29 protein-coding genes are annotated in these 23,435 nt (G+C 72.5%); 27 read left to right on the top strand and 2 right to left on the bottom strand.

All coding sequences use genetic code 11. The features are described 5' to 3' along the window. Nucleotides 1-8: 8 nt before the first annotated feature. The 25 genes from ACFZAX_RS31850 to ACFZAX_RS31730 all read left to right on the top strand — a co-directional run bounded on the left by ACFZAX_RS31850 (nucleotide 9) and on the right by ACFZAX_RS31730 (nucleotide 18,196). On the top strand, nucleotides 9-1,184 hold the full coding sequence (locus ACFZAX_RS31850; protein WP_390965878.1) for a hypothetical protein: 1,176 nt from the start codon (nucleotides 9-11) through the stop codon (nucleotides 1,182-1,184). A gap of 14 nt (nucleotides 1,185-1,198) precedes the next feature. Further along, nucleotides 1,199-1,585, top strand: coding sequence for a hypothetical protein (locus ACFZAX_RS31845; protein WP_390965876.1), 387 nt, complete (start codon nucleotides 1,199-1,201; stop codon nucleotides 1,583-1,585). A gap of 199 nt (nucleotides 1,586-1,784) precedes the next feature. Continuing rightward, nucleotides 1,785-3,878: a hypothetical protein gene (locus ACFZAX_RS31840; RefSeq protein WP_390965874.1), complete on the top strand. Its 2,094-nt coding sequence runs from the start codon at nucleotides 1,785-1,787 to the stop codon at nucleotides 3,876-3,878. A gap of 92 nt (nucleotides 3,879-3,970) precedes the next feature. Next, nucleotides 3,971-4,564, top strand: a complete 594-nt coding sequence (locus ACFZAX_RS31835) for a hypothetical protein (protein WP_390965872.1) — start codon at nucleotides 3,971-3,973, stop codon at nucleotides 4,562-4,564. 137 nt (nucleotides 4,565-4,701) lie between these two features. Continuing rightward, on the top strand, nucleotides 4,702-4,998 hold the full coding sequence (locus ACFZAX_RS31830) for a hypothetical protein (protein ID WP_390965870.1): 297 nt from the start codon (nucleotides 4,702-4,704) through the stop codon (nucleotides 4,996-4,998). Continuing rightward, a complete protein-coding gene (locus ACFZAX_RS31825; protein ID WP_390965867.1) occupies nucleotides 4,995-5,678 on the top strand; it encodes a hypothetical protein in 684 nt (227 codons plus the stop codon). The genes ACFZAX_RS31830 and ACFZAX_RS31825 overlap by 4 nt, the downstream gene beginning before the upstream one ends. Before the next feature lie 189 nt (nucleotides 5,679-5,867). Continuing rightward, complete coding sequence (locus ACFZAX_RS31820; protein WP_390965865.1) at nucleotides 5,868-6,440, top strand: hypothetical protein; 573 nt, start codon at nucleotides 5,868-5,870, stop codon at nucleotides 6,438-6,440. A 105-nt stretch (nucleotides 6,441-6,545) separates the two neighbouring features. Next, the gene (locus tag ACFZAX_RS31815; protein WP_390965863.1) at nucleotides 6,546-6,932 is read left to right on the top strand and encodes a hypothetical protein; all 387 of its coding nucleotides are present in this window, start codon (nucleotides 6,546-6,548) and stop codon (nucleotides 6,930-6,932) included. A gap of 251 nt (nucleotides 6,933-7,183) precedes the next feature. Further along, complete coding sequence (locus ACFZAX_RS31810; RefSeq protein WP_390965861.1) at nucleotides 7,184-7,615, top strand: RRQRL motif-containing zinc-binding protein; 432 nt, start codon at nucleotides 7,184-7,186, stop codon at nucleotides 7,613-7,615. A gap of 23 nt (nucleotides 7,616-7,638) precedes the next feature. Beyond that, entirely contained in the window at nucleotides 7,639-8,127 is a 489-nt protein-coding gene (locus ACFZAX_RS31805; RefSeq protein ID WP_390965859.1) for a hypothetical protein, read from the top strand. Continuing rightward, nucleotides 8,124-8,411 (top strand): hypothetical protein, encoded by a 288-nt coding sequence (locus tag ACFZAX_RS31800; protein WP_390965858.1) that lies wholly within the window; start codon nucleotides 8,124-8,126, stop codon nucleotides 8,409-8,411. Before ACFZAX_RS31805 ends, ACFZAX_RS31800 begins: the two co-directional genes overlap by 4 nt. Nucleotides 8,412-8,525: 114 nt before the next feature. Continuing rightward, entirely contained in the window at nucleotides 8,526-9,293 is a 768-nt protein-coding gene (locus ACFZAX_RS31795) for a hypothetical protein (RefSeq protein WP_390965856.1), read from the top strand. A gap of 121 nt (nucleotides 9,294-9,414) precedes the next feature. After that, nucleotides 9,415-10,233 carry a hypothetical protein gene (locus ACFZAX_RS31790; RefSeq protein ID WP_390965854.1) on the top strand — a complete coding sequence of 273 codons (819 nt, stop codon included), beginning with the start codon at nucleotides 9,415-9,417 and terminating at the stop codon, nucleotides 10,231-10,233. A gap of 120 nt (nucleotides 10,234-10,353) precedes the next feature. Beyond that, a complete protein-coding gene (locus ACFZAX_RS31785) occupies nucleotides 10,354-10,596 on the top strand; it encodes a hypothetical protein (protein WP_390965852.1) in 243 nt (80 codons plus the stop codon). Nucleotides 10,597-10,685: 89 nt separating this feature from the next. Next, entirely contained in the window at nucleotides 10,686-11,645 is a 960-nt protein-coding gene (locus ACFZAX_RS31780; protein WP_390965850.1) for an AAA family ATPase, read from the top strand. Beyond that, entirely contained in the window at nucleotides 11,642-12,028 is a 387-nt protein-coding gene (locus ACFZAX_RS31775) for a hypothetical protein (RefSeq protein ID WP_390965848.1), read from the top strand. The genes ACFZAX_RS31780 and ACFZAX_RS31775 overlap by 4 nt, the downstream gene beginning before the upstream one ends. A gap of 102 nt (nucleotides 12,029-12,130) precedes the next feature. Next, nucleotides 12,131-12,253 carry a hypothetical protein gene (locus ACFZAX_RS31770; RefSeq protein ID WP_390965846.1) on the top strand — a complete coding sequence of 41 codons (123 nt, stop codon included), beginning with the start codon at nucleotides 12,131-12,133 and terminating at the stop codon, nucleotides 12,251-12,253. A gap of 158 nt (nucleotides 12,254-12,411) precedes the next feature. Next, complete coding sequence (locus tag ACFZAX_RS31765; protein ID WP_390965844.1) at nucleotides 12,412-13,056, top strand: diguanylate cyclase domain-containing protein; 645 nt, start codon at nucleotides 12,412-12,414, stop codon at nucleotides 13,054-13,056. Continuing rightward, nucleotides 13,053-13,496 carry a hypothetical protein gene (locus ACFZAX_RS31760; protein WP_390965842.1) on the top strand — a complete coding sequence of 148 codons (444 nt, stop codon included), beginning with the start codon at nucleotides 13,053-13,055 and terminating at the stop codon, nucleotides 13,494-13,496. The genes ACFZAX_RS31765 and ACFZAX_RS31760 overlap by 4 nt, the downstream gene beginning before the upstream one ends. Then, nucleotides 13,493-13,774 (top strand): hypothetical protein, encoded by a 282-nt coding sequence (locus ACFZAX_RS31755; RefSeq protein WP_390965841.1) that lies wholly within the window; start codon nucleotides 13,493-13,495, stop codon nucleotides 13,772-13,774. Before ACFZAX_RS31760 ends, ACFZAX_RS31755 begins: the two co-directional genes overlap by 4 nt. 64 nt (nucleotides 13,775-13,838) lie before the next feature. Beyond that, nucleotides 13,839-14,258, top strand: coding sequence for an NUDIX domain-containing protein (locus ACFZAX_RS31750; protein WP_390965839.1), 420 nt, complete (start codon nucleotides 13,839-13,841; stop codon nucleotides 14,256-14,258). Nucleotides 14,259-14,377: 119 nt separating this feature from the next. Next, nucleotides 14,378-15,298, top strand: coding sequence for a hypothetical protein (locus tag ACFZAX_RS31745; protein ID WP_390965838.1), 921 nt, complete (start codon nucleotides 14,378-14,380; stop codon nucleotides 15,296-15,298). Between the two features lie 136 nt (nucleotides 15,299-15,434). Continuing rightward, nucleotides 15,435-16,043: a hypothetical protein gene (locus ACFZAX_RS31740; RefSeq protein WP_390965836.1), complete on the top strand. Its 609-nt coding sequence runs from the start codon at nucleotides 15,435-15,437 to the stop codon at nucleotides 16,041-16,043. A gap of 216 nt (nucleotides 16,044-16,259) precedes the next feature. Continuing rightward, nucleotides 16,260-17,189 (top strand): AAA family ATPase, encoded by a 930-nt coding sequence (locus tag ACFZAX_RS31735; protein ID WP_390965834.1) that lies wholly within the window; start codon nucleotides 16,260-16,262, stop codon nucleotides 17,187-17,189. Further along, a complete protein-coding gene (locus ACFZAX_RS31730) occupies nucleotides 17,186-18,196 on the top strand; it encodes a hypothetical protein (RefSeq protein WP_390965833.1) in 1,011 nt (336 codons plus the stop codon). Before ACFZAX_RS31735 ends, ACFZAX_RS31730 begins: the two co-directional genes overlap by 4 nt. A 156-nt stretch (nucleotides 18,197-18,352) precedes the next feature. Here the strand turns inward: ACFZAX_RS31730 and ACFZAX_RS31725 are convergent, their stop codons facing one another. After that, a complete protein-coding gene (locus ACFZAX_RS31725; RefSeq protein WP_390965831.1) occupies nucleotides 18,353-18,655 on the bottom strand; it encodes a hypothetical protein in 303 nt (100 codons plus the stop codon). A 359-nt stretch (nucleotides 18,656-19,014) separates the two neighbouring features. On the opposite strand from ACFZAX_RS31725, the gene mobF reads away from it, so the two are divergent. Next, a complete protein-coding gene (gene mobF / locus ACFZAX_RS31720) occupies nucleotides 19,015-20,904 on the top strand; it encodes a MobF family relaxase (protein WP_390965829.1) in 1,890 nt (629 codons plus the stop codon). Between the two features lie 608 nt (nucleotides 20,905-21,512). On the opposite strand, the gene ACFZAX_RS31715 is transcribed toward mobF, so the two are convergent. After that, complete coding sequence (locus tag ACFZAX_RS31715; RefSeq protein ID WP_390965827.1) at nucleotides 21,513-21,947, bottom strand: hypothetical protein; 435 nt, start codon at nucleotides 21,945-21,947, stop codon at nucleotides 21,513-21,515. 297 nt (nucleotides 21,948-22,244) lie between these two features. On the opposite strand from ACFZAX_RS31715, the gene ACFZAX_RS31710 reads away from it, so the two are divergent. Continuing rightward, nucleotides 22,245-23,336: a replication-relaxation family protein gene (locus tag ACFZAX_RS31710; RefSeq protein ID WP_390965825.1), complete on the top strand. Its 1,092-nt coding sequence runs from the start codon at nucleotides 22,245-22,247 to the stop codon at nucleotides 23,334-23,336. Nucleotides 23,337-23,435 lie beyond the last annotated feature (99 nt).

The raw sequence follows: 23,435 nt of genomic DNA, 5'->3' as shown, positions 1-23,435 counted from the left end.
GTCGTCTCGTGATCGAGCTCCTGGTCCTCATCGCCATCGCTTACGCCGGAGCGCGCGGTGTCGAGTCCATCACCGGTACCGGTGACCGGCGTCTGGACTCCAAGGCCGCCGAGGAGACGGTGAAGACCGTCGCCGCCGGTAGTACCAAGGGCGGCAAGGGCACCGTCAAGCCCGGCCCGGCCGAGCCGGGCGGCACGTTCAGCGCCGCCGCCCCCCGTAGCGCGACGATCGGCGGGAAGGCGGCGGTGCCGCTCGCGGTCCTCGCCGAGACCAGCACGGTGATGTGGAAGGCCATCGGTGAGGGCTACCGCGAGCGGTGGCCCCAGATCCGTGAGGAGCGCCGGCAGAAGATGGCCGAGCGTGCCGCCAAGCGCAAGGCCGAGAAGGAAGCCGCCCAGGCCGAGGCGGAAGCGGCCGAAGCGGAGAAGACCGCGGCCGAGGAGAAGCGCAGGGCGGAGGAGGCCGTGGCGGCGGCGGGGCCCCCTCCGCCGTTCCCGCCCTCCCCGGCGGTGCCCGCCCCGCCGGCCGCCGTCGCCGAACCCCCCGCCGGACCGGTCAGCCCGGTTCCCGCCCGCGCCCCGGTGCCCCCGGCCGGGACGGTGCCCGAGCCGCGCAAGCCGGACGTCATGGGCGGGCCGGGCAGCGGCGCTACCACCGTTCCGGCCCCGCCTCCCCCGTCCACCACCCCCGTCCCGGGGCCGGGTCCTGACCCGGTCCCGGGGCCTGTACCGCCTGCCGGGCCCCGCCACCTGACGGTGGTGCCCGATACCGCACAGAACGGAGATTCCATGTCCGCACCGCACGCGATCATCCCCGAGATCCGCACCCTGGACGGCCTGATGAATGCCCTCACCCTCGTCAGGGCGATGTGCGAGATGCGCGCCGAGGAGGCCCTCGCCATCGCCGCCGACGACCTGACCCTGTCCAACCGCCTGGACCAGATCGAGGCGGAGATGGCGGACATGGAGGTCGATGACAAGACCCGCGGTGAGGTCGACCTGCTGCGCGAGTCGATCCGCACCCAGTCCCAGGCCGCCGCCCAGTACGGCGGCCGGGCCAAGGACTCCGGCGACTTCGCCTCCGCCGCCGCCCAGGCCGCCTACAAGGCGCACGGCGGGATCGCCGAAGCCGTCCAGTCCTCGCCCATCGAGTCGGCCGCCCAGGCCGGCTACTACGAACGCTGAAAGGAAGGCATCGCGTGATCTCCAAGATCGACGACGTCGTCAACCACCGGGCCCTGCTGGCCGCGCTGAACACGATCCGGGCGGAGGTCGAGTCCCGCCAGGAGGACGTCGACGCCCTGGCTGGCTGGTCCGGTGAGATGGCCGAGCGCATGGCCGGCATCGGCGAGGAGCTCAAGGCCCTCGCTCTGGACACCTACACCGTCGGGAACATGCTCATGCTCGGTGACCTGATCACCGGCCAGAAGAGCGCCGCCGACGCGTACAAGAACGCCACCGACACCTCCGTCACCCAGGCCGCCAGCGCGGCACGCACCGCGCACCGCAACCACGGCCGTATCCAGGACGCCGTCGACGACTCCAACGTCCCGATGGCGAAGAACACCTTCTACAACGCCGAATAGGACGCTGCCGCACCCCCGGCCGCCCCATGTCGGCTGCTCCACCCATGGCCGGGCCCCGCGAACCTCCGGGGCCCGGCCCGTTGCTGCCCAGACGCCCCCGGAGCACCCCGCACCAGCGGGGTGCTCCGGGGGCGGTGGGGAGCACCGGGCCTGTGCCCGCCCTGTCCTCCAGCACCCCTGACCCGAAGGGATCTCCGCCGTGCGCGCCCCGAAGAACCCCACCCCGCAGTACACCGACCTCGCGGCGTTCGTCGCCGCCCAGACCAACCCGGCCACCGCCCAGGCCGCCGCCGGGAAGACGTCCTCGCGCACGCTGAAGCGGTGGGCGCTGGACAACCGCGGCAAGCTCACCCTCGCGGCGACGGCCGCGAGCATGGGGCCGGCCGGGGAGCTGCTGTCCGCCACCGGTGACGGGTGGCGGACCGCGCTGACGCTCGGCGCGGCCGGGGCGGTGGCCGCCGGAACCTGGGGCTGGATGCCCGGCCTGGTGAAGTGGAACGGCATCTGGCGCCCCGCCCGTACCCTGCCCGGCGACTTCGACCGGTACGTCGGTCTGTCGATGCCGGTGACCGGGGCCGGCCTGCTGACCACGATGGCCGCTGTCGGCGGCCCCGAGTGGGGAGACAACCCCTGGTGGGGGTTCTCCCTGCTGTGGTCCGTGGGATACGGCACCTGGGCCTGGCAGCGGTGGGGCAGGCGCCCCGCAGCGAAGGGGGCGCCGGAGCTGGCCCAGCAGATGCTGGACTGGATGCAGTACGCCGCCGTCTCCGACGGCCCGTACCCCAAGAGCCAGTTGGTCTCCCCGCTCGCCACCGCCAAGGGCGGCTGGTCGGCGGAGATCCACATGCCCCGGGGCAAGGGCTTCAAGATCCAGTCCATGGACGACGTGCTGTCCGCGCTCGGGATCGACGACCCGGACCTGGTCGCGCTGGAGCGGCTCGCCCCCCGCAAGGGCAAGATCACCGTGTTCACCGAGAACCCGCTCAAGAACGGCAACCTCTTCGGCGAGCAGCACGTCCTGGACCCGGAGACGGGACTCGCCCCGATCGGGATCTTCTACGACGGGGCGATCGCCTCCTACCGGTTCTTCCTGCCGGGCTCCGGGGCGGTGCACTCCTTCGTCACCGGCACCTCCGGCTCCGGCAAGTCCCGCCTCCTGGACGCCCTGCTGGGCATCGAGCGCCGCTCCCCGCTGGTGTGCTCGATCGTCATCGACCCGCAAAAGGGCCTGTCCCTGCCGGACTGGCCCGACGGCGTGGCCGTGTTCGCCCCGGGCAACGACTTCGGGATCGTCGTGCTGCGCGCGGTCCACGCGATCATGCACGAGCGGTCCGAGCGCTACAACCGGATGAAGTGGACCGACGAGAAGGGCCGCACCCGCGTCGGGCGGGCGTTCTTCGTCCCCGGGGACCCCGACCCGCTGCTCTCGCTCACCCTGGACGAGGCGCACGACCTCCTCAACGACCCCGAGTACGGCGAGGAAGCCGTCAAGATCGTCGGGGATCTCGCCAAGGAAGCGCGGAAGGTCGGCATCAAGTTCCGCCTCGCCAACCAGTCCCCCAACGCCTCCGAACTCGGCGGGGAGACCCTGATCCGCGACATCCTCCAGGGCGGCAACAACGCCGTCCTGCGCTCCGGTTCCTCGGCAACCGGGAAGCGGGCCGCCGGCAGCGCCCTGGACGGCGTCGACCCCGGCGCCATCCCCAAGGAGTTCTCCGACGGCACGTCCACCGGCGGCCTCGGCTACCTCGCCGGACCCGACAACCGCACCGCGATGTGGCGCGCCCCGTACGTGGAGGACCCCTACGGCCTGGCCCACGAAGGGTTCACCACCGGCATCGAGCAGGCCTCGATCGACGCCCTGCCCCTCGTCCGCCACATCCTCGAGGAACACGCCCTGATGCTCCGCCTGCGCAACGCCGGGGAGCGCTACACCTACGACCCCGACCGGTTCGACGACACCCCGGCCACGCCCGCCGCACCGCCGGTGAGCACCCGGAAGGCCACGGTGCCCGCCCAGGCGGCCGAGCAGGTGCCGGAGCCGGTGCCCGCCGCCGTCGAACCGGCCAAGCCGGGCCTCTCGGCGACCGGCCGGAAGGTCGTGGCGTTTCTCCAGCAGCACGGCAAGCCGGTCTCCCCGGCGATCATCGCCAAGAGCTTGGGGATGCCCGGCCCGCAGGTCCGTACCGCGCTCAAGCGGATGAAGGACGACCCGACCATCCCGGTCGTCAACGTGGGCCACGGTGCGTGGGTCCACGAGGACCACGCCGCCGACTACATGGCCGCCGCCTGACCCACCCGCCCGGCCCGCACCACGGCGAAGGCCGGCCCCCGCACACGGGGCCGGCCTTCGCCGTGATCCCCCAACCCACCCTGGAGCCCTCCGTGAACACCGAGCAGTACCCGGTCGGCCAGGCGGCCGCCCGCCACACCCGCACGCCCGCCATTCCCACCGCGATCTGGCAGCCCGCCGCACCGGCCGCCGCACCGGCACCGGCCCTGACGCTCTACCAGGTGCCGGTGCCCGGCGCCGTCCAGGTCCAGCTGCCCGACGGCCGTATCGCCTGGGGCCGCCCCGTCGACCACCACCTCGACCCCGTGCCCGCCCCGGCCGCCCCCACCGAGGCGACACCGGGCTGGGCCAAGGCCGTCTCCCTCATCGCCGGAAGCCTCACCGTCATGGCCCTGGGCAGCGCCACCGCGCTGCGGATCGCCGCCCCCGCCCTCGGAGGACTCGTGGACCTGCTGGACATGCTCTGGAAGGTCGCCCTGACCCTCGCGGTCATCCTCTTCGGCCTCTCCCTCACCGGCCGGTTCCTCCTCGCCCCAACCCGCCGCACGGACACCGCCACCCCGGCCGCCGATCAGCAGCAGCCGATGGTGTTCGCCCCGCAGATCGACACCGGCGGTACCCGACTCCTCGGCCGCAGCGGCGACGTCAACATCCAGTTCGGCGACCGCAACCGCAACAAGCAGTAACCCAGGCGCACCGGCCTCTCCGGTCCCGTCGCCCTGCCCGGCCCCCGCCCCCCTCGCCCCCGCACCACGGGGGGCCGGGGCGGAGACCGGGCAGGCCGCCCGGCCCCACCACCGCCTGCCACCAAGGAGCCACCCTCTTGCCCTCCAGCAGCCCCGCGGAGATCCGGTACTGCGAGCACGCCGCCCGCGTCATCCGCATCGAGGCACCCGCCATCACCGAACTCGTCGCCGCGATGGCCCACCTCGACAAAGCCCTCGCCGCCGACCCCGCCCAGACCACCGGCCACTACACCTCCAGCGACCAGCAGCACCTGGTGCCCGAGTGGATCCACAGCAACGCCGACCAGATCCGCACCCGGCTCGACAACCTCACCAGCAACTACCCCCGCCCGTCCCGCACCCGCCCCACCACCCCGGAAGGCACTCGCCCATGAAGACGTCCACCCTCGCCTACTGCGGCCTTCAGGTCCTCGGCTGGCTCCGGGACCGCGCCGACGACATCAACAGCGCGTTCACGCTCGGCTGGTCGCACACCGCCCTGTGGCTCAAAGCGGCCGCGGTCATCGGCGGCCTCGCCACGGCCGCCCTCCTGTTCGGCTGGACCGGCCACCTCGGCCTCCAGGCCGCCCACGCCCTGCCCTGGCCGACCCAGAAGGTCTCCGACCCCACCGGACTCCTCGCCACGGTCGACCAGCCCGTACGCAACTACCTGAACACCCATACCGCCCACCTGCCCGTCACCCCCACCACCGCCTACGCCCTCTGGCAAGCCGTCGGAACGCTCGCCCTGGTCCTCGGCTTCTGCCGCTCCAGCGGCGGCCGGATCCTCTGGCTCCTGTGGGGCGCCTTCACCGTCGCCGCGGTCTTCACCGCCACCCCGGCCCCGGGCCGGGAAATCGCCGCCGCCATCGCGGCGCTGGGCTGGGCCGTACTGAGCCTGTTCGCGCTACGCGGCATCAGCCTCTCCCCGACCGCCCTCATCCACGTCCACGTCCAGGCCCCGCCCGCCCCGCCCGCACCCCAGATCCACGCCACCATCCACGTCCCCCACCAGACCCCCGCACCGCCCGTCCTCAAGCCCTTCGACCCCCAGCAGCCCCCCTCCCTCAACTGACCCGGTCGCTCCGCCTGGCCCTCGCCCACCCCACCCGGGGCCGGGCGAGGGCCGGACAGGCCGCCCGGCCACCACCCCACCCCCGCGCCCCACCACCCCACCCCCGCGCCCCGCCGCCGCTTCCCGCGCCGACGGGGCGCAGCACTGCCGCACGCCCTCACCGGTTCGAACATTGAAGGAGCCCAGACCGTGGCACTCAGCGACCTCTTCACCCGCAGGCCCGCCGCCCCCACCCCTCCGGCGGAAGACCCCGCACCGACGGTGTGGCCGCAGATCGGCGAGACGTGGAAGCCCGAGGGCGTCACCGTCGTTCAGCGGTACTACAACCAGGCCCACGCGGTCGTACTCGTCTACACCGCGTCCAAGCGGTACAGGTACGGCGTCGCCTGCCTGGGCTGCCACTACACCAAGGCCCCCAGCGCGGCGAGCGACTGGATGGAGCTCTCCGACGCCGCCGAGGCCGCCAACGCTCACGCGGGCACCTGCCGGGCCCTGCCCCGCGACCTCCCTGCCCGACCCGACGACGACACCGTCCACAAACTGCTGCACACGCGGGTGCGTGAGCACCAGAACAGGGTCACGGAACAGGAGTTCAGGATCGACGCGCTGGACCGGGCCCGGCTCACGATCCAGCGGACCAATCCCTGGATCGAGGCCGCGCTGCGGAAGCTGGCCGACGAACACCCCGACCTGCTGCTCGTCAGGACCAGCCACGAAGACTCCCTCCGTTTCTTCGTACGGCCGTACACCCCGGCCAGCTGACCGGGAGCCACTCCCTGCAACCCGCAAACACCACCCGCACCACGCCCCCGCGCCCCGTCGACGCCCGTCGCCGGGGCGCGCCGCTGCCCCCTTCACGGAGGTCCCGTGCCCGTCCGACGCACCCTCAAGCAAGCCCTGGCCGCCCTCACCTCTCCCAGCTGGTCCTACGCCCGCACCGACCCCGAGCAGCTCGACGTACTGCTCGCCGAGCAGGCCGCGGCCGCCAACCGCGAGGCCGCCGACCACGCGGCGCAGGCCGCCGCCTGGAACGTCGACGAGCTGCACGTGCAGCCCGGCCTCCTGGAGGCCCGCCGCGACGTCCTGGCCGACGTCCACTACCTGGAGGGCCTGCTGATCGGCGCCCGCCAGCAGGGCCTGAACGTCGAGCTCCTCGAGCACCTGGAGGACGCGGTCGACACCGGCCACCAGCTGACCGTGCTCCTCGCCGACGCCGCCCGCGCCACCCTCACCGCCCGCACGGCGGGTCACTGAACGCCCGGGGCGGCCGCCGGCACACAGGCCCGGCCGCCCCGGAGCCCCACCCAGCCCAGCACCGGGCCGCGTGCAAGGCCCGCATCACAACGCGCTCTCTGGAGGTCCTCCGTGCTCTCGCCCCGCCCACGCCGCCGGACCGGCCGGCCCCGCCCGCAGCGCCCCGGCCCCCGCCACCCCTACCGCCCCCACCCGCTGCCCGGCACCTGGAACCGGTGATGCCCCGCCCCCGCCGCAAGCACCCTCGCAAGGTGGCGCGGGTACCGCGCAGCGACGCCCTTCTCCCCGAGTTCGATCGTGGCGCCGTACCCGAGGGCCTCGTCACCCGGCGTGCTCTGCGGGAGATGGGACTGAGCCCCGGCGACAACACGGGCCCGGTCGCGATCCTGCGGTGCCGACTGTGCGCGACCCGCCCGAACTGGTCCTGCCGCCACCCCACCAGGGGCTTCCTGCTCCGCGTCGACCTCGCGAAGCCGAAGCGCGTCCCGACGCTGGCTCAGGAGCTGGCACTGGACCGCGCGATGGCCGCCAGGAGCACCTGCTCCCGCTGCTCGCGCCGGTACTACTACTGCCTCCCCTTACGCACCCTGGGCTCCTGCGACCCGTGCGCCCAGGGATACGAGCCCACCCCCGGCACCTACGTCCTCACCACCGCTCCGGTGGCCCACCGGCTCGCCGCCTGATCACCCTCCCGGAAAGGAAGTCGATGACCGAGACCCTCGTCGCCGCGCCACGAACGCCGTACGCGCTCCTGCTGGACATCGCCGCCCGGCTCGGCCCCGCTGCCCAGCGCGCGCAGGAACGGGCCGCGGCCGTCACGGTGGCCGACAGCCACGTCTACGGCTACTACCCGAACACCCTGGGCAGCGCGTTGGAGGCCTGTGACTGGACCGGCCGCCACGCGCTTGTGCAGCAGGACATCGCGCCGAGCGCCGTCGCGTTCCTGGGCAACGGCATCTGGCTGCACCACACCAGCACCGACCCCGAGCAGCATGTGCTCACCCTGCTCATCCCGTGCGCCTGCGGGCGCGGCTACACCGGCTGCGAACTCGCCGACGAACACGACCTCCTGCTCATCCTCGACGCGCTGAGCACCTCCGGCGGCCTCATGCCCCACCAGAGCGACGCGGGCGGCAACGACTGCGACAACACCCCCGCCACCCCGACGAGGCGGTCCTGGAGCGCGGACACGTGAGCGCACGAACCGCTCTGCTGCTCGCCGCCGCCGTCCCGCTCACCGCGGTGACGGCGGCCGCCGTACTCAAGGCCGGCCACTGGCGGGTGTCCGCCGACCGTCACCGCCTCCGTGTCACCGCCCGCCCCCGGCCCCGCTGCCCGCGCTGCCACGGCGAGGGAGGCCGGTGGACCGGCGGCCCCTTCCCGGAGATGGAGGCGTGCGGCTGCTGGGCCGACCGGCCCGAGCTGCGCGTCCGGCTCCTCCCGCACCGCGATCCCTGGCCGGACGAACCCCCGTTCTGAACGCCCCCGCCCGCGCACCGTCCGTACCGGCGCGGGCGACCGGCACACCCGATCAGCACTCAGCACCCCGTCGTGAGCGGCTCGGGCCGCTACCGCCCCTTGATGGAGGACCGCATGGCACGCACGCCTGTCACTTGGTACATGGCCACCCCGGCCGACGGCATCATCGAGCTCAGCCGCCAGGCCGGCACACCGGTCAGCCTCGCCGACCGCGTGGGCCAGGTCATCGACCACCCGAAGCCCTGCGCGCTGAAGTGGTTCGACGAGAGCGGCTTCTCGTACTTCCGCATGGTCAAGCGCGTCGGTGAGGTCCTGGAGGACACCAGCATCTGGCCCGTCACCTGGCCGGTCCGCCTGTGGGTCGTGGAGCCCCTGGGCGAGACCGGCAACTGGAGTCAGCACCACTACCCCTACCGGCTGCTCGCCCACCGGATCCGCGTCGTGGAGGAGACCGACCCCTGGCCCGCCCTCGGCGTCCGCGGGCGTGAGGTCCTGGACGTCATCCAGCAGCAGATCCCGCAGCGGGCCACCGAGTGGGCCGCCGACTGGGACGCCGACCCCGACGGCATGCGTGAGCGGCGCCGGACCTGGCACCGGAGCGGCACCCGGGACATCTGCAGCGGCGAGAGGGCACGGTCCACGGCCACCGCGATCTCCCGCGCCCGCCGCGAGTCCGCCGCCCAGCAGTGGGCCGAAAACCTGGCCGGAGACACCGCCGAACACGCCCTTGACGGCGCCGACATCAGCCGGGACGCCTTCTACTACGCCTGCGCCCGCGCCGCCGACCTGGCCACCGCCACCCAGCACGAGGCCCGGCTCGACCCTTACGTGCTGGACGCGCTGCGCGGGGTCCGCCTGGACAGCGTCGCTGTCGGCGCCTGACCCACGGAAACAAAAAGCATCCTCGAAAGATGCCAATCTCTAGAAATGCATCCTCCGAAGATGCATTATGGATGTGCGGGGGCCACCAGGTCCCCGCACACTCTCCGACCGAGGAGCGGCCTTGAGCCACGAGAAGACCCACGTCATGAGCACCGACGGCGCCGTCGTACTGGACCTGTCGGTCTCGCACGGCACGGTCCGCGTCGCCGTCGACTCCCAGACCCGCTACGGCCGGGTCCGGGTGCACACCACCGCCACCGAGGGCCCCGTCGCCGACGCGGTGAACGGCACGCGGTTCACCGCGAGCGGCAACGCGCTCTCCGTCTCCGTCCCCGACGACCAGGCCGGCACGGGCAGCGTCATGCAGTTCGGCGGCTCCACCTTCCGGTTCCACGGGGGCGTCATCAACACCGGCTCCATGACCGGCGTGGTCATCACCGACGGCGACGTATGGGTCGGCGGGCAGCGCGTCGTCGCGGGCGGCCGGGTCGTCGCCGAGCAGGGCACCACGGTCGGCGCCGGGACCGGCACGGTCACCGTCGACGTCATCCTGCCCGCCGCGTCCTCGCTCACGGTGATGACGAAGAACGCCGAAACGACCGTACGCGGCGACCTGGAGACCATCCGCTTCGAGGCCCGCAGCGGCTCGCTGGAGGCCGGGGGTGTGAAGGTCCTGGATGCCGACACCCACAACGGCAGCATCATGGTCGACCGCGTCGACGAAGCGCTGGAGGCGTCCACGCACAACGGCTCCATCACCATCGGCGCCTACAACGGCCGCCGCGGCTCCGCCCGGACCCACAACGGCGACGTGACGCTCAGCGCCACCCCCGCCGCCTCCGGCCGCCTCGCCGCCCGCACCCACAACGGCAACATCCGGGTGCGCGGCGCCGGCCACCTCGACCTGAAGACGTCCACCCACAACGGCCGCGTCTGGTAGATCCGCCCCGGGACGGCCGCCTCTGGCGCCAACCTTCACCGGCCGTCCCGGGCCTCCCAGCCCGCTCCAGACGGAGCGGGGGGCAGAGACATCGTCCCTCGAACCCGACTGGAGCCCAGCATGACCCCCCGCCCCGACGAACAGGACCGCACCCAGCTGCGGGACCTGGTCACCCAGGCCCAGCAGCGCCGCGACGACGCACACGAGCGCGCCGAGACCGAGTTCTGGCAGGCGATCGACGCACTGCAGCGCAGCTACCACGGAGCCCAGCAGGACATCGCCGACGCCCTGGACATCCAGCGCAACCAGATCCTGCGGCAGACCAAGCGCTACCGCTCCACCGACCAGCCCACCAGCGACTGACCTTCCGGGGCGTCCCGGCCGAACGCCGGGACGCCCCCTGCGGGCCCTGCCACCAGGCGGCCCCGCCTCATCCGCAAGGAGAGAACCGTATGACCGCACCGACCTACCCGCAGGTGCCCGAGCACAGCCTCGTCGTCCTCATCGGGGCCTCCGGCGCCGGGAAGACGACCCTGGCGCGCACGTGGCCCGCCTCGCAGGTCCTGTCCCTGGACGCGCTGAGGGAGGCCGTCAGCGACGATGCCGGCGACCAGGACGCGAGCGGCGACGCCGTCGCCGCCCTGCACCTGCTCCTCGAAGCGCGGATGCGACGACGTCTGCTCACCGTCGTTGACGCCACCAACGTGACCCGGGCCGCCCGGGAGCCGCTGGTCGCCGCCGCGAAACGACACGGGATGCCCGCCATCGCGGTCATGGTCGCCACCCCGGCCACCGTGTGCACGGACCGCCAGCGACCGCGCCCCGCCAACCGGACGGTGCCGGACGACACGGTCCGCCATCAGCACACGGCGATGGTCCGCTCCCACCCGACACTGCTCTCCGAGGGCTTCAACGAGATCGTCTTCTCCGACATGCTCCACCAGCTGCTGCCGTACCTGGAGCGCCTGAGCGGGACACGGCAGGCCGACCTCGGCCTGGACGACGGCGACGGCCTGGGCGACCTGCTGCTCGTCCGGCGGGTGTTCGGCGAGGAGATCCTGCCGCTGTGGCAGTGGAAGCCCGGCTCCGACATCGCCAGCGGCGACCGCGTCGCCGAGATCCGCCTCGGCCAGCAGTACCTCACCCTCGCCCTGCGCACCGACGTGGACGGCGAGGGCGACATCGGATTCGACGTGAGGGTGCCGTGCCCCCACGACGACGAGTGCACCAGCTCCGCGTGGGCGCCCGCCTACAGCGTCACCTGCCTGTACCAGGCGCTCAACGGCGACCTGGACGACGACGAGACCATCGTCTGCACCATCCACGGCCCGCACGACCACGACGACCAGGACGACGACCCCGACGGACGCGCCGACCTGGAGGAGCAGTTCGCGGCTGCGGTCCGCGAGTGAACCGGCCCACCAACCTCACGGACCGGCCCTCCGCCACGACGCCCCGGTCCGCCCGTCGCACCGCCGCCCTGCGCGGCACCCGCACCAACCCCCTCCCCACCACGCCCGACACCGTGCCCACGTCGTGCTTCTGGTTCACCGACGACGGCACCCTCTGCCTCGCCCCGTCCTCCATGGCCCGCATCCAGGACCCCGACGCCGAATGCCTCTGCGACACCCTCACCGCCCACCACCGCCGCGCCCGCCAACAACTCCGCGACATCCGACGGCGCGACCGCTACGCCCGCACCTGGTGGCGCGCCCTGCGGGCCGTCGTCGACGAGCACCCCGACCGGGCGGCCATCCTCGGCGCTGCCACCGACCGCGCCCACCGCTCCCGCTGAGCATCTGGACGTTTCCCTGTCCGCCCCCGCCCCCGGCGCTCCGGCCCGGGACCGGGGGCGGGCGGGGAGCCGGAACAGCCGGCTCACCCGGAGGGAGATCCCATGACCGACGAAGAGGCCCAGCGCCTGGAAGAACTGAGGAAGGCGGCAGAGGAGCAGATCGAGGCGCAGCACCGCCTTACCCAGACGATGGCCGACGCGGCCAAGCGCGACGGCGGCTGCTGACCAACCCTCAACGCCGTGGTAACGGGCCGCCGAGCCCGCTACCACGGCGTTGAGGGTCACCCATCGCACCGCCTGAACACGAAGACGCCCGGGTCGCCGACGCAACGGCGGACCCGGGCTTTCCCGCCCATGACAAGGATGAGAAGGAAGCCACCAGTATGCCCGCCGCCGTCTTACCGAGAACTCTGCACATCACCGCACTGGCCGTCCCGCTCGCCGGTTGCGTGGTTCTGCACCACCGCCTCACCCAGGCCCACCGCGACCCGCTCACCGGATGCTGGCGCCGCGAGACCTTCACCACCCGCGCCCAGCGCCTCCTCGACCGCCACCCCGACGAGACGGTCCTGGTCCTCGCCGACGCCGACCACTTCAAACAGCTCAACGACGTCCACGGGCACGCCGCCGGCGACACCGCACTCGCCGCGATCGGCCGCCGCCTCACCGAATGGGCCGGCCCCCGGGGGACCGCCGGGCGCCTCGGGGGCGACGAGTTCGCCGCCGCCGCCCGCATCGAGCCCCGGCACCAGGCGCTGCGCCTCGAGCACCTTGCTCAGCTGATGCACCGTCCCGTCCCGTACGCAGACGGCACGCTGCCGCTGGCCGTGTCGCTCGGCGCCGCCACCCCGCACGCCGTCGGCCACCGCGACCTGCCGACCCTGATGCGCGCCGCCGACGCGGCGATGTACCAGGGCAAGCACACCGGCGTTGTCGTCGTAGCGACCGCCGACCACGCCGCCGTGCCGTCCGTCAACGGACGCCGGAAGGGCCGGCCGGGCACCGCCGTTCCGGGACGTGCCGCATGACCACCCCGCCCGCACCGGCCGGTGACTGGATCCGCGGCATCACCATCCGACAGCCGTGGACGACCGCCATCCTGACCGGCGAAAAGACCATCGAGAACCGGCCCCGCCGGTGGCGCACCGGCTGGGTGCTCCTGCACGCCGCCCAGCAGATCGACCGGCCCGCGCTGCGTCTGCCGCGGATCGCCCGTACGGTCCGCGACCGCGAGCTGGTGACCGGCGCCGTGGTCGGCGTCGCCCGGATCACCGACTGCCACCAGGACCCCCACGGCGCCCCGCCCTGCACCCCGTGGGCGCACCCCGGCGACGTGTGGCACCTGGTGCTCGACGACGTCCAGGCGCTCGCCCAGCCGATCCCCGCACGCGGACAGCTCGGCCCCTGGCGGCCGCACCCGGACCTGCTCGCCGTGGTCCTGGAGCAGCTGCCCGGCCTGCGGCCGTGAGCACCCGCCGCACCAGGAAGCTGCTGTGGGAGCCGGGCTACGTCCCGGCCCCCGGTGGCCTCCTCGACTGGCGCGACAGCCGCCACTACGACCACCGCCCCGACCGCCTCTGCACCCTGTGCGGACACCCCACCTCCCTGCGCTCCCACTCCGGAGAGCCCACCCACAAAACGTGCGCGGAGACCTGGCTCACCGCCAACCCCGAAGAGGCTCGCCGCACCGGTCGGTACGCCTCCGACGCCCAGCCCAAGGGCCGACGCGACGACGACCATGCCTGAGCCGACCAGACCAGCCCGCCGACCATCCCTTCTCAACCGACGAACCACCGCCCGAAAGGCGAACATGACCGAGAACAGCGAGACCATCCGCTACACCGCCGACGTGGTCACCCTGACCGCTGACGGCCGCGTCCTGCTGATCGAACGCCGCTGGCAGCCCTTCCAGGGCGCATGGGCCCTCCCCGGCGGCCATCGGGACGCGGGCGAGTCGAACCGGGCCGCTGCCGTCCGGGAGCTCGCCGAGGAGACCGGCGTCCACGTCGCTCCCGACGAGCTGCTCGAACTCGGCACCTGGGACCAGCCCGGCCGCGACCCCCGCGGCCGGTACAGCACCACGGCCTACCTCGCCGTCGTCCACGCCGACACCGAGATCACCGCCGGAGACGACGCCGCCACCGCCCGCTGGTGGCCCCTCACCGCGCTCCCGCCCCTCGCGTTTGACCACGCCTCCATCCTCCGGGCGGCCACCCGCCCCACCTCCTGACACACCACCACAACACACCGGAGCGCCGCGCCCGACCTTCCCCGGCCAGGCGCGGCGCTCCTCCGCTCTGAGTCCCTTCACCAGCGATCCACACCCACGCACCCGACCGGGAGGACCACATGCCCCAGCCGCTGATCACCGGCGACCACTTCCCCACCAGCCCGCTCGCCCTGCGCACCGCCGACCCCGCCCGGCAGGCGCAGATCCGTGCCTTCGCCGACCGCCAGGCCGAGGCCGCCACCACCGCCCGAGACCGGCTCGCGGACCTCTGGACCGCCGCCACGAACCGCGCCGACAGGGTCACCGCGCTCCGCACCATCCACACCGACCTGGTGACCTGGCGCTACACCCTGGCCGCTGAGGCGACCGGCCGCCTCGGCCAGGGCGTCGCCTTCGACGCGGAGCGATTCCGCACGCCGATCCGCCCCGGGCACACCAACTACGACAGGCTCGGCCGCGTCGGCCGGCTTCGCGACGGCGCGAAGTGGGACCCCGGCTCCCGCACCTACGCCGGCGGCCTGGCCACCCCGGCCTACGAGGCCATGCTCCGCTACGGCCGCCACGCCCAGGAGCGCTTCGAGGCCGAGGACGTCGAAGGAGACGTTCTCAAGACGTGGGTGAACCTGCCGGACGGACAGCACGTGCCTGGCATCCGCATCATCCGCGGCCGGACCGCCCGAGGCATCGCCCGCGAGCTGAAGGCCAGGGTCGCCGCCCGGGGCGTCGACGCCACCCGCATGGAGACCGGCGGCAACCCCATCTACACCGCGACCCCGGATCCCCACGACAGCGCGACGCTGCACGCTGCCGCCCTCGGCCTGCTGGCCGACCCCGGCCTGACCGCCCAGAACTACCTGACGGCCCGCTACCTCCTGTTCCAGGGCCCCACGACGAAGAAGGGCAGCGACGCCGTGACCCGCACGTTCGTCGTCGCCGTCGGCTCGCTCGTCCTCAGCGAAGAGGCACCCGCCCTCCCCGCCGACATCGACCTCCGCTGCTACGTCCTCAGCCAGACCGCCGCCACCACCCCGGCCGCCTGACACAGACGTCCGGCGCCCTCCTCACCACGAGGGCGCCGGACGTCGCTCGCACACCCGCACCCGCCCGCCGCCATTTCGCCATGCCGCCATGCCGCCGAGGATGCACGGTCCCGGGGGCCAGAGGAATCGAGGCCCGATGACTACCGTCTTCGACCAGTTCGGCTGCCGCATCACCGAGGTCACCGTTCAGCTCACCGCACACAACATCCCGCTCACCGCCCCGCCCGCACCGGCCGCCGACCTCGACCCCACCGACCCCTGGGCCAGCACCTACGTCGCCCCAATCGACCGCTCCACCCTCGCCTGGTGCACCGCCGCCCAGATGCTCGCCACCCACCACCACACCACCGTCGACCGCCAGGTCCTCGCCGCCGACGCCCTCCTGCGCGAACTCGGCGTCCCCGGCCTCGCCCAGCTCTACTCCGACCTCCACGACGGCGCACCCATCGACTACCGCTACACCCCCTGCCCCTACTGCTCCGGCATCGGCGAGGACCCCACTCAGCCGACCTGCCGGGACGTCGGCTGTCCGCCGCAGTACGAGTACGCCGGCCACGACCACCTCTGCCCGGTCTGCCACGGCGCCGACCACCAACCCGAGTGGTTCACCGAACAGCACTTGAAAGAACTGGATGCCCTGCTGGTAGCCGCTGTCGTACCCGGCGTCGGCTACTGGGCGGCCCGCTGGAACCGTTGGCGTCCGACCAGACCGACTCCCTCCATGCAGGTGGGTAACCGGATCTGAAGCACCCCGAACCCGAGGCCCGTACTTCCCCGGCGAACACGCTGCGGGGAGCACGGGCCTTTTTGCGTTTTGAAGAGCGTGCGACCGAACTCGCCCTGTGCGGCACAGTGTTCGAATTGCCTGGTCAGCGGTCTGCCGTCGTGAAATGGAAGCGCCCCGACCAGTCCGGGGACTAGGCGGGGCGATCCAGTGCTTCACCCGCTACGGTTGCGGGCTATGCGAGAAACACAAGCACAGACCGTACAGGTGTCGCCGCTGCGCGACGACCTGGCGTTCCTCGACATCGTCACGGAATGGGACATTGCGTCGGGGTACCACCAGTGGAAGGCCGGCATCGTCGTCCCGGACACCTTCCGGCCGACCGTAGACCTGCCACGCGTGATGGCAGTCGCCAACCAGAAGGGTGGCGTCGGCAAAACGCTGACGACGTTCGAGCTCGGCATGGCCTTCGCGGCCCGAGGGCTGCGGGTACGCCTGATCGACGCTGACCCACAGGTCGCCTCGCTGACCTCGTGGCTCCGCATTCTCTACCCTGCGGATCTCCCCACCGACCAGCGCCGCTCCCTCACCGACGTCTACTTCGACCGGTGCACGCTCAAGGAAGCGACGTACCAGACGATCTACGAGAACCTCTTCCTGGTTCCGTCCTTCCCCGACCTCGCGACAGTCGAGACCGAGCACCCCACCGGCTACGAGACATGCCTGCGCTTCCACCTGTGGGAGGAAGAGGACGACGTCGACGTCACGATCATCGACTCCGGCCCCAGCCTCGGCAGTCTCACTGTGTCCGCCCTGGTGGCCGCGCGTGACGTGCTGGTGCCCGTCCAAGCGGCAAGCGGCCTCGACATCGAAGGCGCCGCCGCACTCCACCAGACCTTGGGCACCATCACCACGCGGATGAACCGTGGGCTGCGTGTCGCGGCGGTCTTCCTGACGGACTTCACACGTTCCAAGCTGGCCCGGACGATCGGCTCGGAGATGGCCAAGGCGTTCCCGGACGCGCTGGTCGTACCCGTCCGAACCTGTGTCGAGATCGGCAACGCGCAGCTGAGCAAGCAGGCTCTGCGCGCGCACACACCGGACGCGACGACGACTCTCGACTACGACCGAGGCGCTGGCGTTCTCCTCAGGGGGGTCTCCCGGTGACCTCGATCGCGAGCATGTTCTCCAACGGCGGCAGCGCCCCGGACGGCCCGGGTGCTGCGGTTGCAGCCCGCACGGAGGCGATCCTCGAGGGACGGCCGGCTGCGGCGGACCCGATGGCGGCGCTCAAGGAACTGGCCGACTCCCTTCCGGGACTCGATGAGGTCCAGGCGGTCGGCGAGGACGACACGTCGGAGCTGACGGAGACCGAGCGGAAGCAGAAGGACAAGACCGAGAGCGTCATCCGCACCGCTGTTGCCACGGGCAACGCCGTGATCTGGGTCATCGCCCAGGGCCTGGAGCGGGCAGCGAAGGGGAAGTGGTGGCGTCGCAGTCACGCCACCTACGAGGCGTACGTGAACGACCTCACCGGGCGCTCGGCTTCCTACGTCCGGCGCTTGCGGTCCGGTGCGCCACTGGCCCTGGAAACGGCAACCCAGACCGGGCGCGTGCCGCACCCTAGCCAGATCGAAGAGACCCGCAAGGTGCAGCGGCAGCACGGCACCGAGGCCGCTGTCCTGCTCTTCCAGGTCGTCTCCGAAGTCACCGACGAGCTGGGTGGCAAGGCAACCGCCGAGACCCTGGAAGCCGTACGGAAGGAACTTCCGCCCGCGCTCCCCGAGCAGGCACGCGCCACGATCGAGCGAGTCACCCGCCGCGCTCTCGGCCACGGCGGAAGCGACGACGACCCTGCGGTGTTCGAGGAAGATTCGAACGATGGCGTGCGAATTCGCACGCCGGAGGGCGACGCGGGCTCCGCTGAAACGCAGCACGTCGACGGGCACGACGGTGACGACATTGAGGACGCTGAGATCGTTCCTGAGCACCTGGTGGCTCTCAAGGACGCACTCAAGACGCTCAACGCGGTGAACAAGGCTGTCACCAAGGACGTCTTCGCCCAGGCCGCCGCCGACCCCGACGACGCAGCTGAGTACGAGAAGGTTCGGCAGGCCATCATCAAGAAGGCCACCGCGATCCGGAACAAGGCTCTACACGCCCCCAGGGGCTGAGGCTCGACGCCATGGCATCACGGCGGCCCGTCATCCACTCGGTGGCGGGCCGCTGGCGTGTGGCCTCCGGTCAGGAGTGAGGCGCTTCACCGCGGCGCCTCCTGTTCGAATTGGCTCGAACGCTCGCGTGCGAATTCGCACGCCGCGCCAGCCGAATCAGGGGCCGGTGAGGATGTGGTGGGTGCCGATGCGACGCCAGATCACGTGCGGTGTGCCAGGACGGAGCGCCGCACCGTACTGCCAAGTCGCGCGGCCTGCGGGGCCGGCGCCCATCGACCAGGTGAGCTCGTAGACGCCGGATGCGTGTTGGACGCGCTTGACGCGGAGGCCGGCGCGGAATCGTCCGGTGCGCAGGTCTTCGACGAAGGCCGCCACGGTTTGGCGGAACTTCCGGCGCTGTTCCGGAGTAAGGCGGTCAAGGTCGACGGCGAAGCGCGGCAGGGTTTCGTAGGTGGGCACGACGGAGTCCTCCAGGAAGCACGAAGCCCCCGTTGCCGGGGGCGGTGGGCGTCTGTCTGGGGTGAAGGGAGTCGGTGACGTAGTGCTGGCCGGTGCGTCGTTGGTCGTCGTCCGGGGGAGCGGTGCGTGAAGGTGCGCTGGATACCGCTGGAGTCGGTTACTTGGCGTTTTCGGGGCGTGTGAGGCACGTGGGGCTCGCCGTCGCGCAGCATTTGCCTGGGTCCAGGCGGTGTTCGCCTGGCGGGCAGGACGCCGCCGCGGATGCCCGCCGGGCGGGATCGGCCGTGAAGTTGCGGTGAACTCTCCCGCCTCACGGGACCGGGCTTTCTTCGCAGGTCAGAGCCGTGTTCGCTGCCGGGATGCTGAGTGTTGCGAAGGTCCAGAGACGAAATGCGTGGCGCTACTACGTGCGCGGGGTTGCCTTCGGGGACGGCCGCCGACCGGTCGGCCAGTCCCTGAAGGACGCCCAGAAGCTGGCCGGGCTTCCGCCTGGGAGGTGGTGGGGGCGAGGTCTGGCCGGACTCGGGCTCACCGAGGATGGTGAGGTGTCCGAGCGGCAGATGAAGTTGGTCTTCGGGCAGCTCCGGCATCCGGACGCCGACCGGATCGAGCGCGAGCTCCTGGACGACGGCGCCGACCCGGAGACGGCCCGGCTGGCCACCGTCCTGGGGCAGCCAGTCGAAGAGATCGAGCGACGCAAGGCGACGCCCTTGCTCGCCCTCGACTTCACCTTCCGGGCGCAGGCGTCCCTGATCGTGCTGTGGGCGCTGGGAGACGACCACACCCGACAAGTCATCGAGCGGGCCCACGAGCGGGCCATCGACACGGCACTGCGCTGGCTCGAGGACGAGGTCGCAGAGACCCGGTGGTCCTCGGGCCGTCAGCGCGCGAAGGCGCCCGGCCTGGTGGTCGCGGCATGGCGACACTGGGACAACCGGGACGGATTTCCACTGCTGCATGACCACTGCCTGGTCCTGAACCGGGCGCAGCGCCCGGACGGTTCCTGGTACGCGCTGGACACGGTCCGCCTCTACCAGAACGTGGTGGCGGCCGGGACGGCCTACACCCTCGCGATGACGACCGAGGTGTGCGAGGAGCTCGGGCTGGCGACGGTGCCCCGGGAGGTGACGCCGGGCCTGCGCCCGGTCATGGAGATAGCCGGCGTCGACGAGGAGCTCATCGACTGGTCGGCCACCCGCCGCGAGCAGATGGGACCGGTGCTGGAGCGCATCACCGACGAGTACGTCAAGAAGCACGGCCGGCTGCCCGGCGAGCGCGCCCGCCACGGACTCGGGTGGCAGGCGGCGCAGGACACCCGCCGGGAGAAGAAGAACCCCAAGCCCCTGGAGCAGCTGCGCGCGTGGTGGCGCGCTTCCGCGATTCTGCGGTTCGGTGAGGCGATGGTCGACGGGCTGCTGGAGCGGTGCCGTGCAGCGGGGAAGGCGATCCGGGCCCGGGTGAGGCCGGTGGTGGACACCGCGCTCGCCGCTGTCGACGTGGCTGCGGTCGTCTTCACCGTCCGCAACGCCTTCGCCCGCCGCCACGTCCTGGCCGAAGCGCGCCGTCATCTGCTGGAGACCCTGCGCGGCCATGCGTTCCCGCGCGGCCTGGACGACTACATCGCGGATGCGGCCCTGTCCCGGCACTCCCGTCAGCTCACCGTGGAGCAGAAGGGCCGCCGGGCCCCGGCCCCGGACCGGCTCACCTACACCGCCGACTTCGCCTGGCCGCACCGGTGGTGGATCGCCGGCACCGGCGGCACGCCGCCGAGGGAGTCGTCCCGGTACGAGCGGGCCCGGGTCGCCAGCCTCGCCTTGCAGAACGCGATCCGCGACGCCCGGATCCGTTCCTCCGCGCGGGACGAGGCGCCCGCTGCGGCGGCATCGGCCGCCGCGGCCGCCGGCGACCCTCACCACGACCAGGCGGTGCCGCACGCCGTCGACCACCCGGACCGGGACGCCGTCCTCACCCCGGCGCAGCGGGCCGCCGCCGTGCACGTTCATCAGCGGGCCGCGATGCCCGAGGAGTACCTGGAGGGCCGTACGACCGCCCCTGAGACGTGGTTGCAGACACCGAAGAACCTCGCCCGGCTGGCCGCCCTCACCAAGGCCACCGAAGCCCGCAGCCGCATCATCGCGGACGGGCCGCAGCCGAAGCCGTCGGCCAAGGACGCGGCCGACCCCGCCCGCCGGCAGGAGCACCACACCCCGCAGCCCGATCAGGGCAGCAGACCGGGCCGGGACCTCTGACGGATACCACCCGGCCAGCGGTGGCGGATCTTCGCCTTCACCCGCGAGCTCCGGCGGCCCGGACGGAGAGTGGAACACCCCGGCACCCGGTGCATCCACTCGATGTCGCCGGTGCGCTGCATCGCGCGCACCGGCGACATCTCCACTCCCGGCCGCCGCACCGGTGCGCATCGTGGTGCGCCGTACGTGCCGGCCACCGCACCGCGGTGTCCGGCACGGAGGTGATGGTGCGCGCACCGGTGATCCCCGGGTGCGCGCACCCCATCATCGGTGCGCGCACCCAGTGCGCCGTCTGCCCGAGCCGGTGCGCACCGCTTGGCTGTCCCACCGGAGGGCGCTCGCCGGACCCGCCCTCGCGCCCGGTTCGCGTGATCTGCCGCACGCGCAGGGGCCGCATAGTGCGCATATGGGATTTCGAAGGGATCGAAGTCAAGGGGGTGTGTGATACGGGAGCCCGCCCGGCGCTGAGAGGCGGCCGGGTGACCGCACCGCACCGCCGGGCGCTGGCGGTGCGGTGCGGTGCGGTGCGATGGAGCGCACCACGGTGGGGCGGTGGTGCGCCGGGGATGCGCGCCGGACCGCACCACCGTGGTCCCGGAGGTGCGCGGCTACGCGGTGGTGCGGTGCGCCTCCATCGCCTGCTTGATCCCGGCGGCCTCCAGCTGGCGCAGGACGGCGGCGACGCCGCGGCGATCCTCGGTGAGGATGTTCTCGGTGAAGCGGGTGATGGTGTCGGCGATGCCCGGCGCACCTCCCAGGCACACGCCGTGGCACAGGAGCTCCAGCAGGAGGCGGCCGAGTGCGGCGGCCAGGTAGGAGTGCGCGCAGGGCTCTTCGTAGTGGTCGTCCACGGCGGTGGTCGGGATGATGACGCGCGCGGCGACGTTCAGGAGCAGCTGGTGCAGCTTCGGGTTCGTGTGGTCGGCGACCGCGGCGGCGGCGTCGATGTCGTCGGCCAGCAACGCCTGGATGTAGGCGAAGGCGTTGGCGACCTCGTCCGCTTCCATCGGGCCGAACGGCACGGTGACGGTGTTCTCGGGCATGGATGGCTCCTCATGTTCGGGTCGCCTCGCTGATCGCTGCGACCTCGAAGCCAACTTTCGAACTGCAGCCCTGTGGACAGAGACCGTGCTCCTGGACGCGGTCCGGGCGTGACTCCAGTCACGGACAAACTAGGACTGCAAGGGGCGGTCAAGGAGGAATCGGACGCCTGTTGTCGACGGCCGTCAGACCGCAGTCAAGGGGTGGCTTCACACGGTGGCTCCGGCCCGTGCGCAGATCCGCCCGGGCCGGACGACCGCCGACCCGGCTGTGTACGGCCGGAGAAACCCGAGGACGCGATGACCACCGCACCTGACCCGCACACCCCGCCGGCCCCGGCGGACACCGCTGCGACGGCAAGCCCCGCTCCGAGCCCCACGACCAGCCCCGCTCCCAGCCCCGCAGCCCCCAGCCGCCGTCTGACGGTTGTTGCTGATCAGACCCCCGATTCGCCTGCCCCGGCCGGTTGCAACTCCTCTTCTACAGGTACTGAAGTACCCGTAGAAGCGTCCCGGCCCCGGAAGGCCGCGGCGAAGGCCGGCGCGGACCTCCGCGGCGAGGTCCTGCTCACCCTCGCCCAGCTGCGCCTGGCCACCCCCTCCCAGCTCCGGGCACTGCTGCTGCCGCACCAGCAGGGCACCGACCACGTACGGCGCGCGCTGCGCAATCTGCTCGACGAGTCCCCGGCGCTGGTCGGCAGGTCGCACCGGGCGCAGCAGAGCTACTGGTACTGCACCCCGGCCGGTCTGGCCGAAGCCGCCGCGTCCGGAGAGCTCGCCCCGGCGACCGGCCGGACGACCGGGAAGCGGATCGCGGCGAGCAAGACCGGTCTGCGCGAGCACGGCCTCGCCCTGGTCGACACCGCCGTCGCCTTCCACCGGGCGCAGGTGGCCGACTTCGCGGACTGGCGGGTGGAGGTCGCCCACCCGACCCCGGCCGGGAACCTGGTGCCCGACGGGATGGTGCTCCTGGCCGACGGCGCCAGCGCGTTCGTGGAGATCGACCGCACCATGTCCTACGCCCGCCTGGTCGCCAAGCTGGAGCGCTACGCCGCCTACCGCAACGCCCCCGCCACGGGGCGCGGCAACGCCGCCCGTGCCCCGCGCTCCCACTGGCAGGAGACCTACGCCGGGCCGTCCTGGGAGCGGCCCTTCCCGGCGGTGCTGTTCGTCTTCGCCCCGGCCCCGCGCCGCGCGGCCCCGGCGACCCGGGAGGCGGCCTTCCACGAGCGGGCCCGCCGGGTGAGGGACGTGAACTACCGGCTGACCGTGGCGACCACGACCCTGTCGCTGCTGGCGGAGCGCGGGGCCGACCAGCCTGTGTGGCGGGTCGTCGGCACCGGCCGCGGCGAGGAGCGCCGCTCTCTGGCCGCGCTGCCGAAGGCGCGGTGAAGTGGCCGGGGGACGGCTCCACCGAACGCCTTGCACATTGTGCAGGGCTGTGCCATTCTCTTCCTATGCACAATGTGCAGGGCAATTGAGCAGGGGAGA

Source organism: Streptomyces sp. NPDC008125 (assembly GCF_042957125.1).
In the GTDB taxonomy this organism is placed as follows: domain Bacteria; phylum Actinomycetota; class Actinomycetes; order Streptomycetales; family Streptomycetaceae; genus Streptomyces.
Note: the sequence above shows the minus strand (reverse complement) of the source record. Positions and strands in the feature narration are given on the sequence as shown.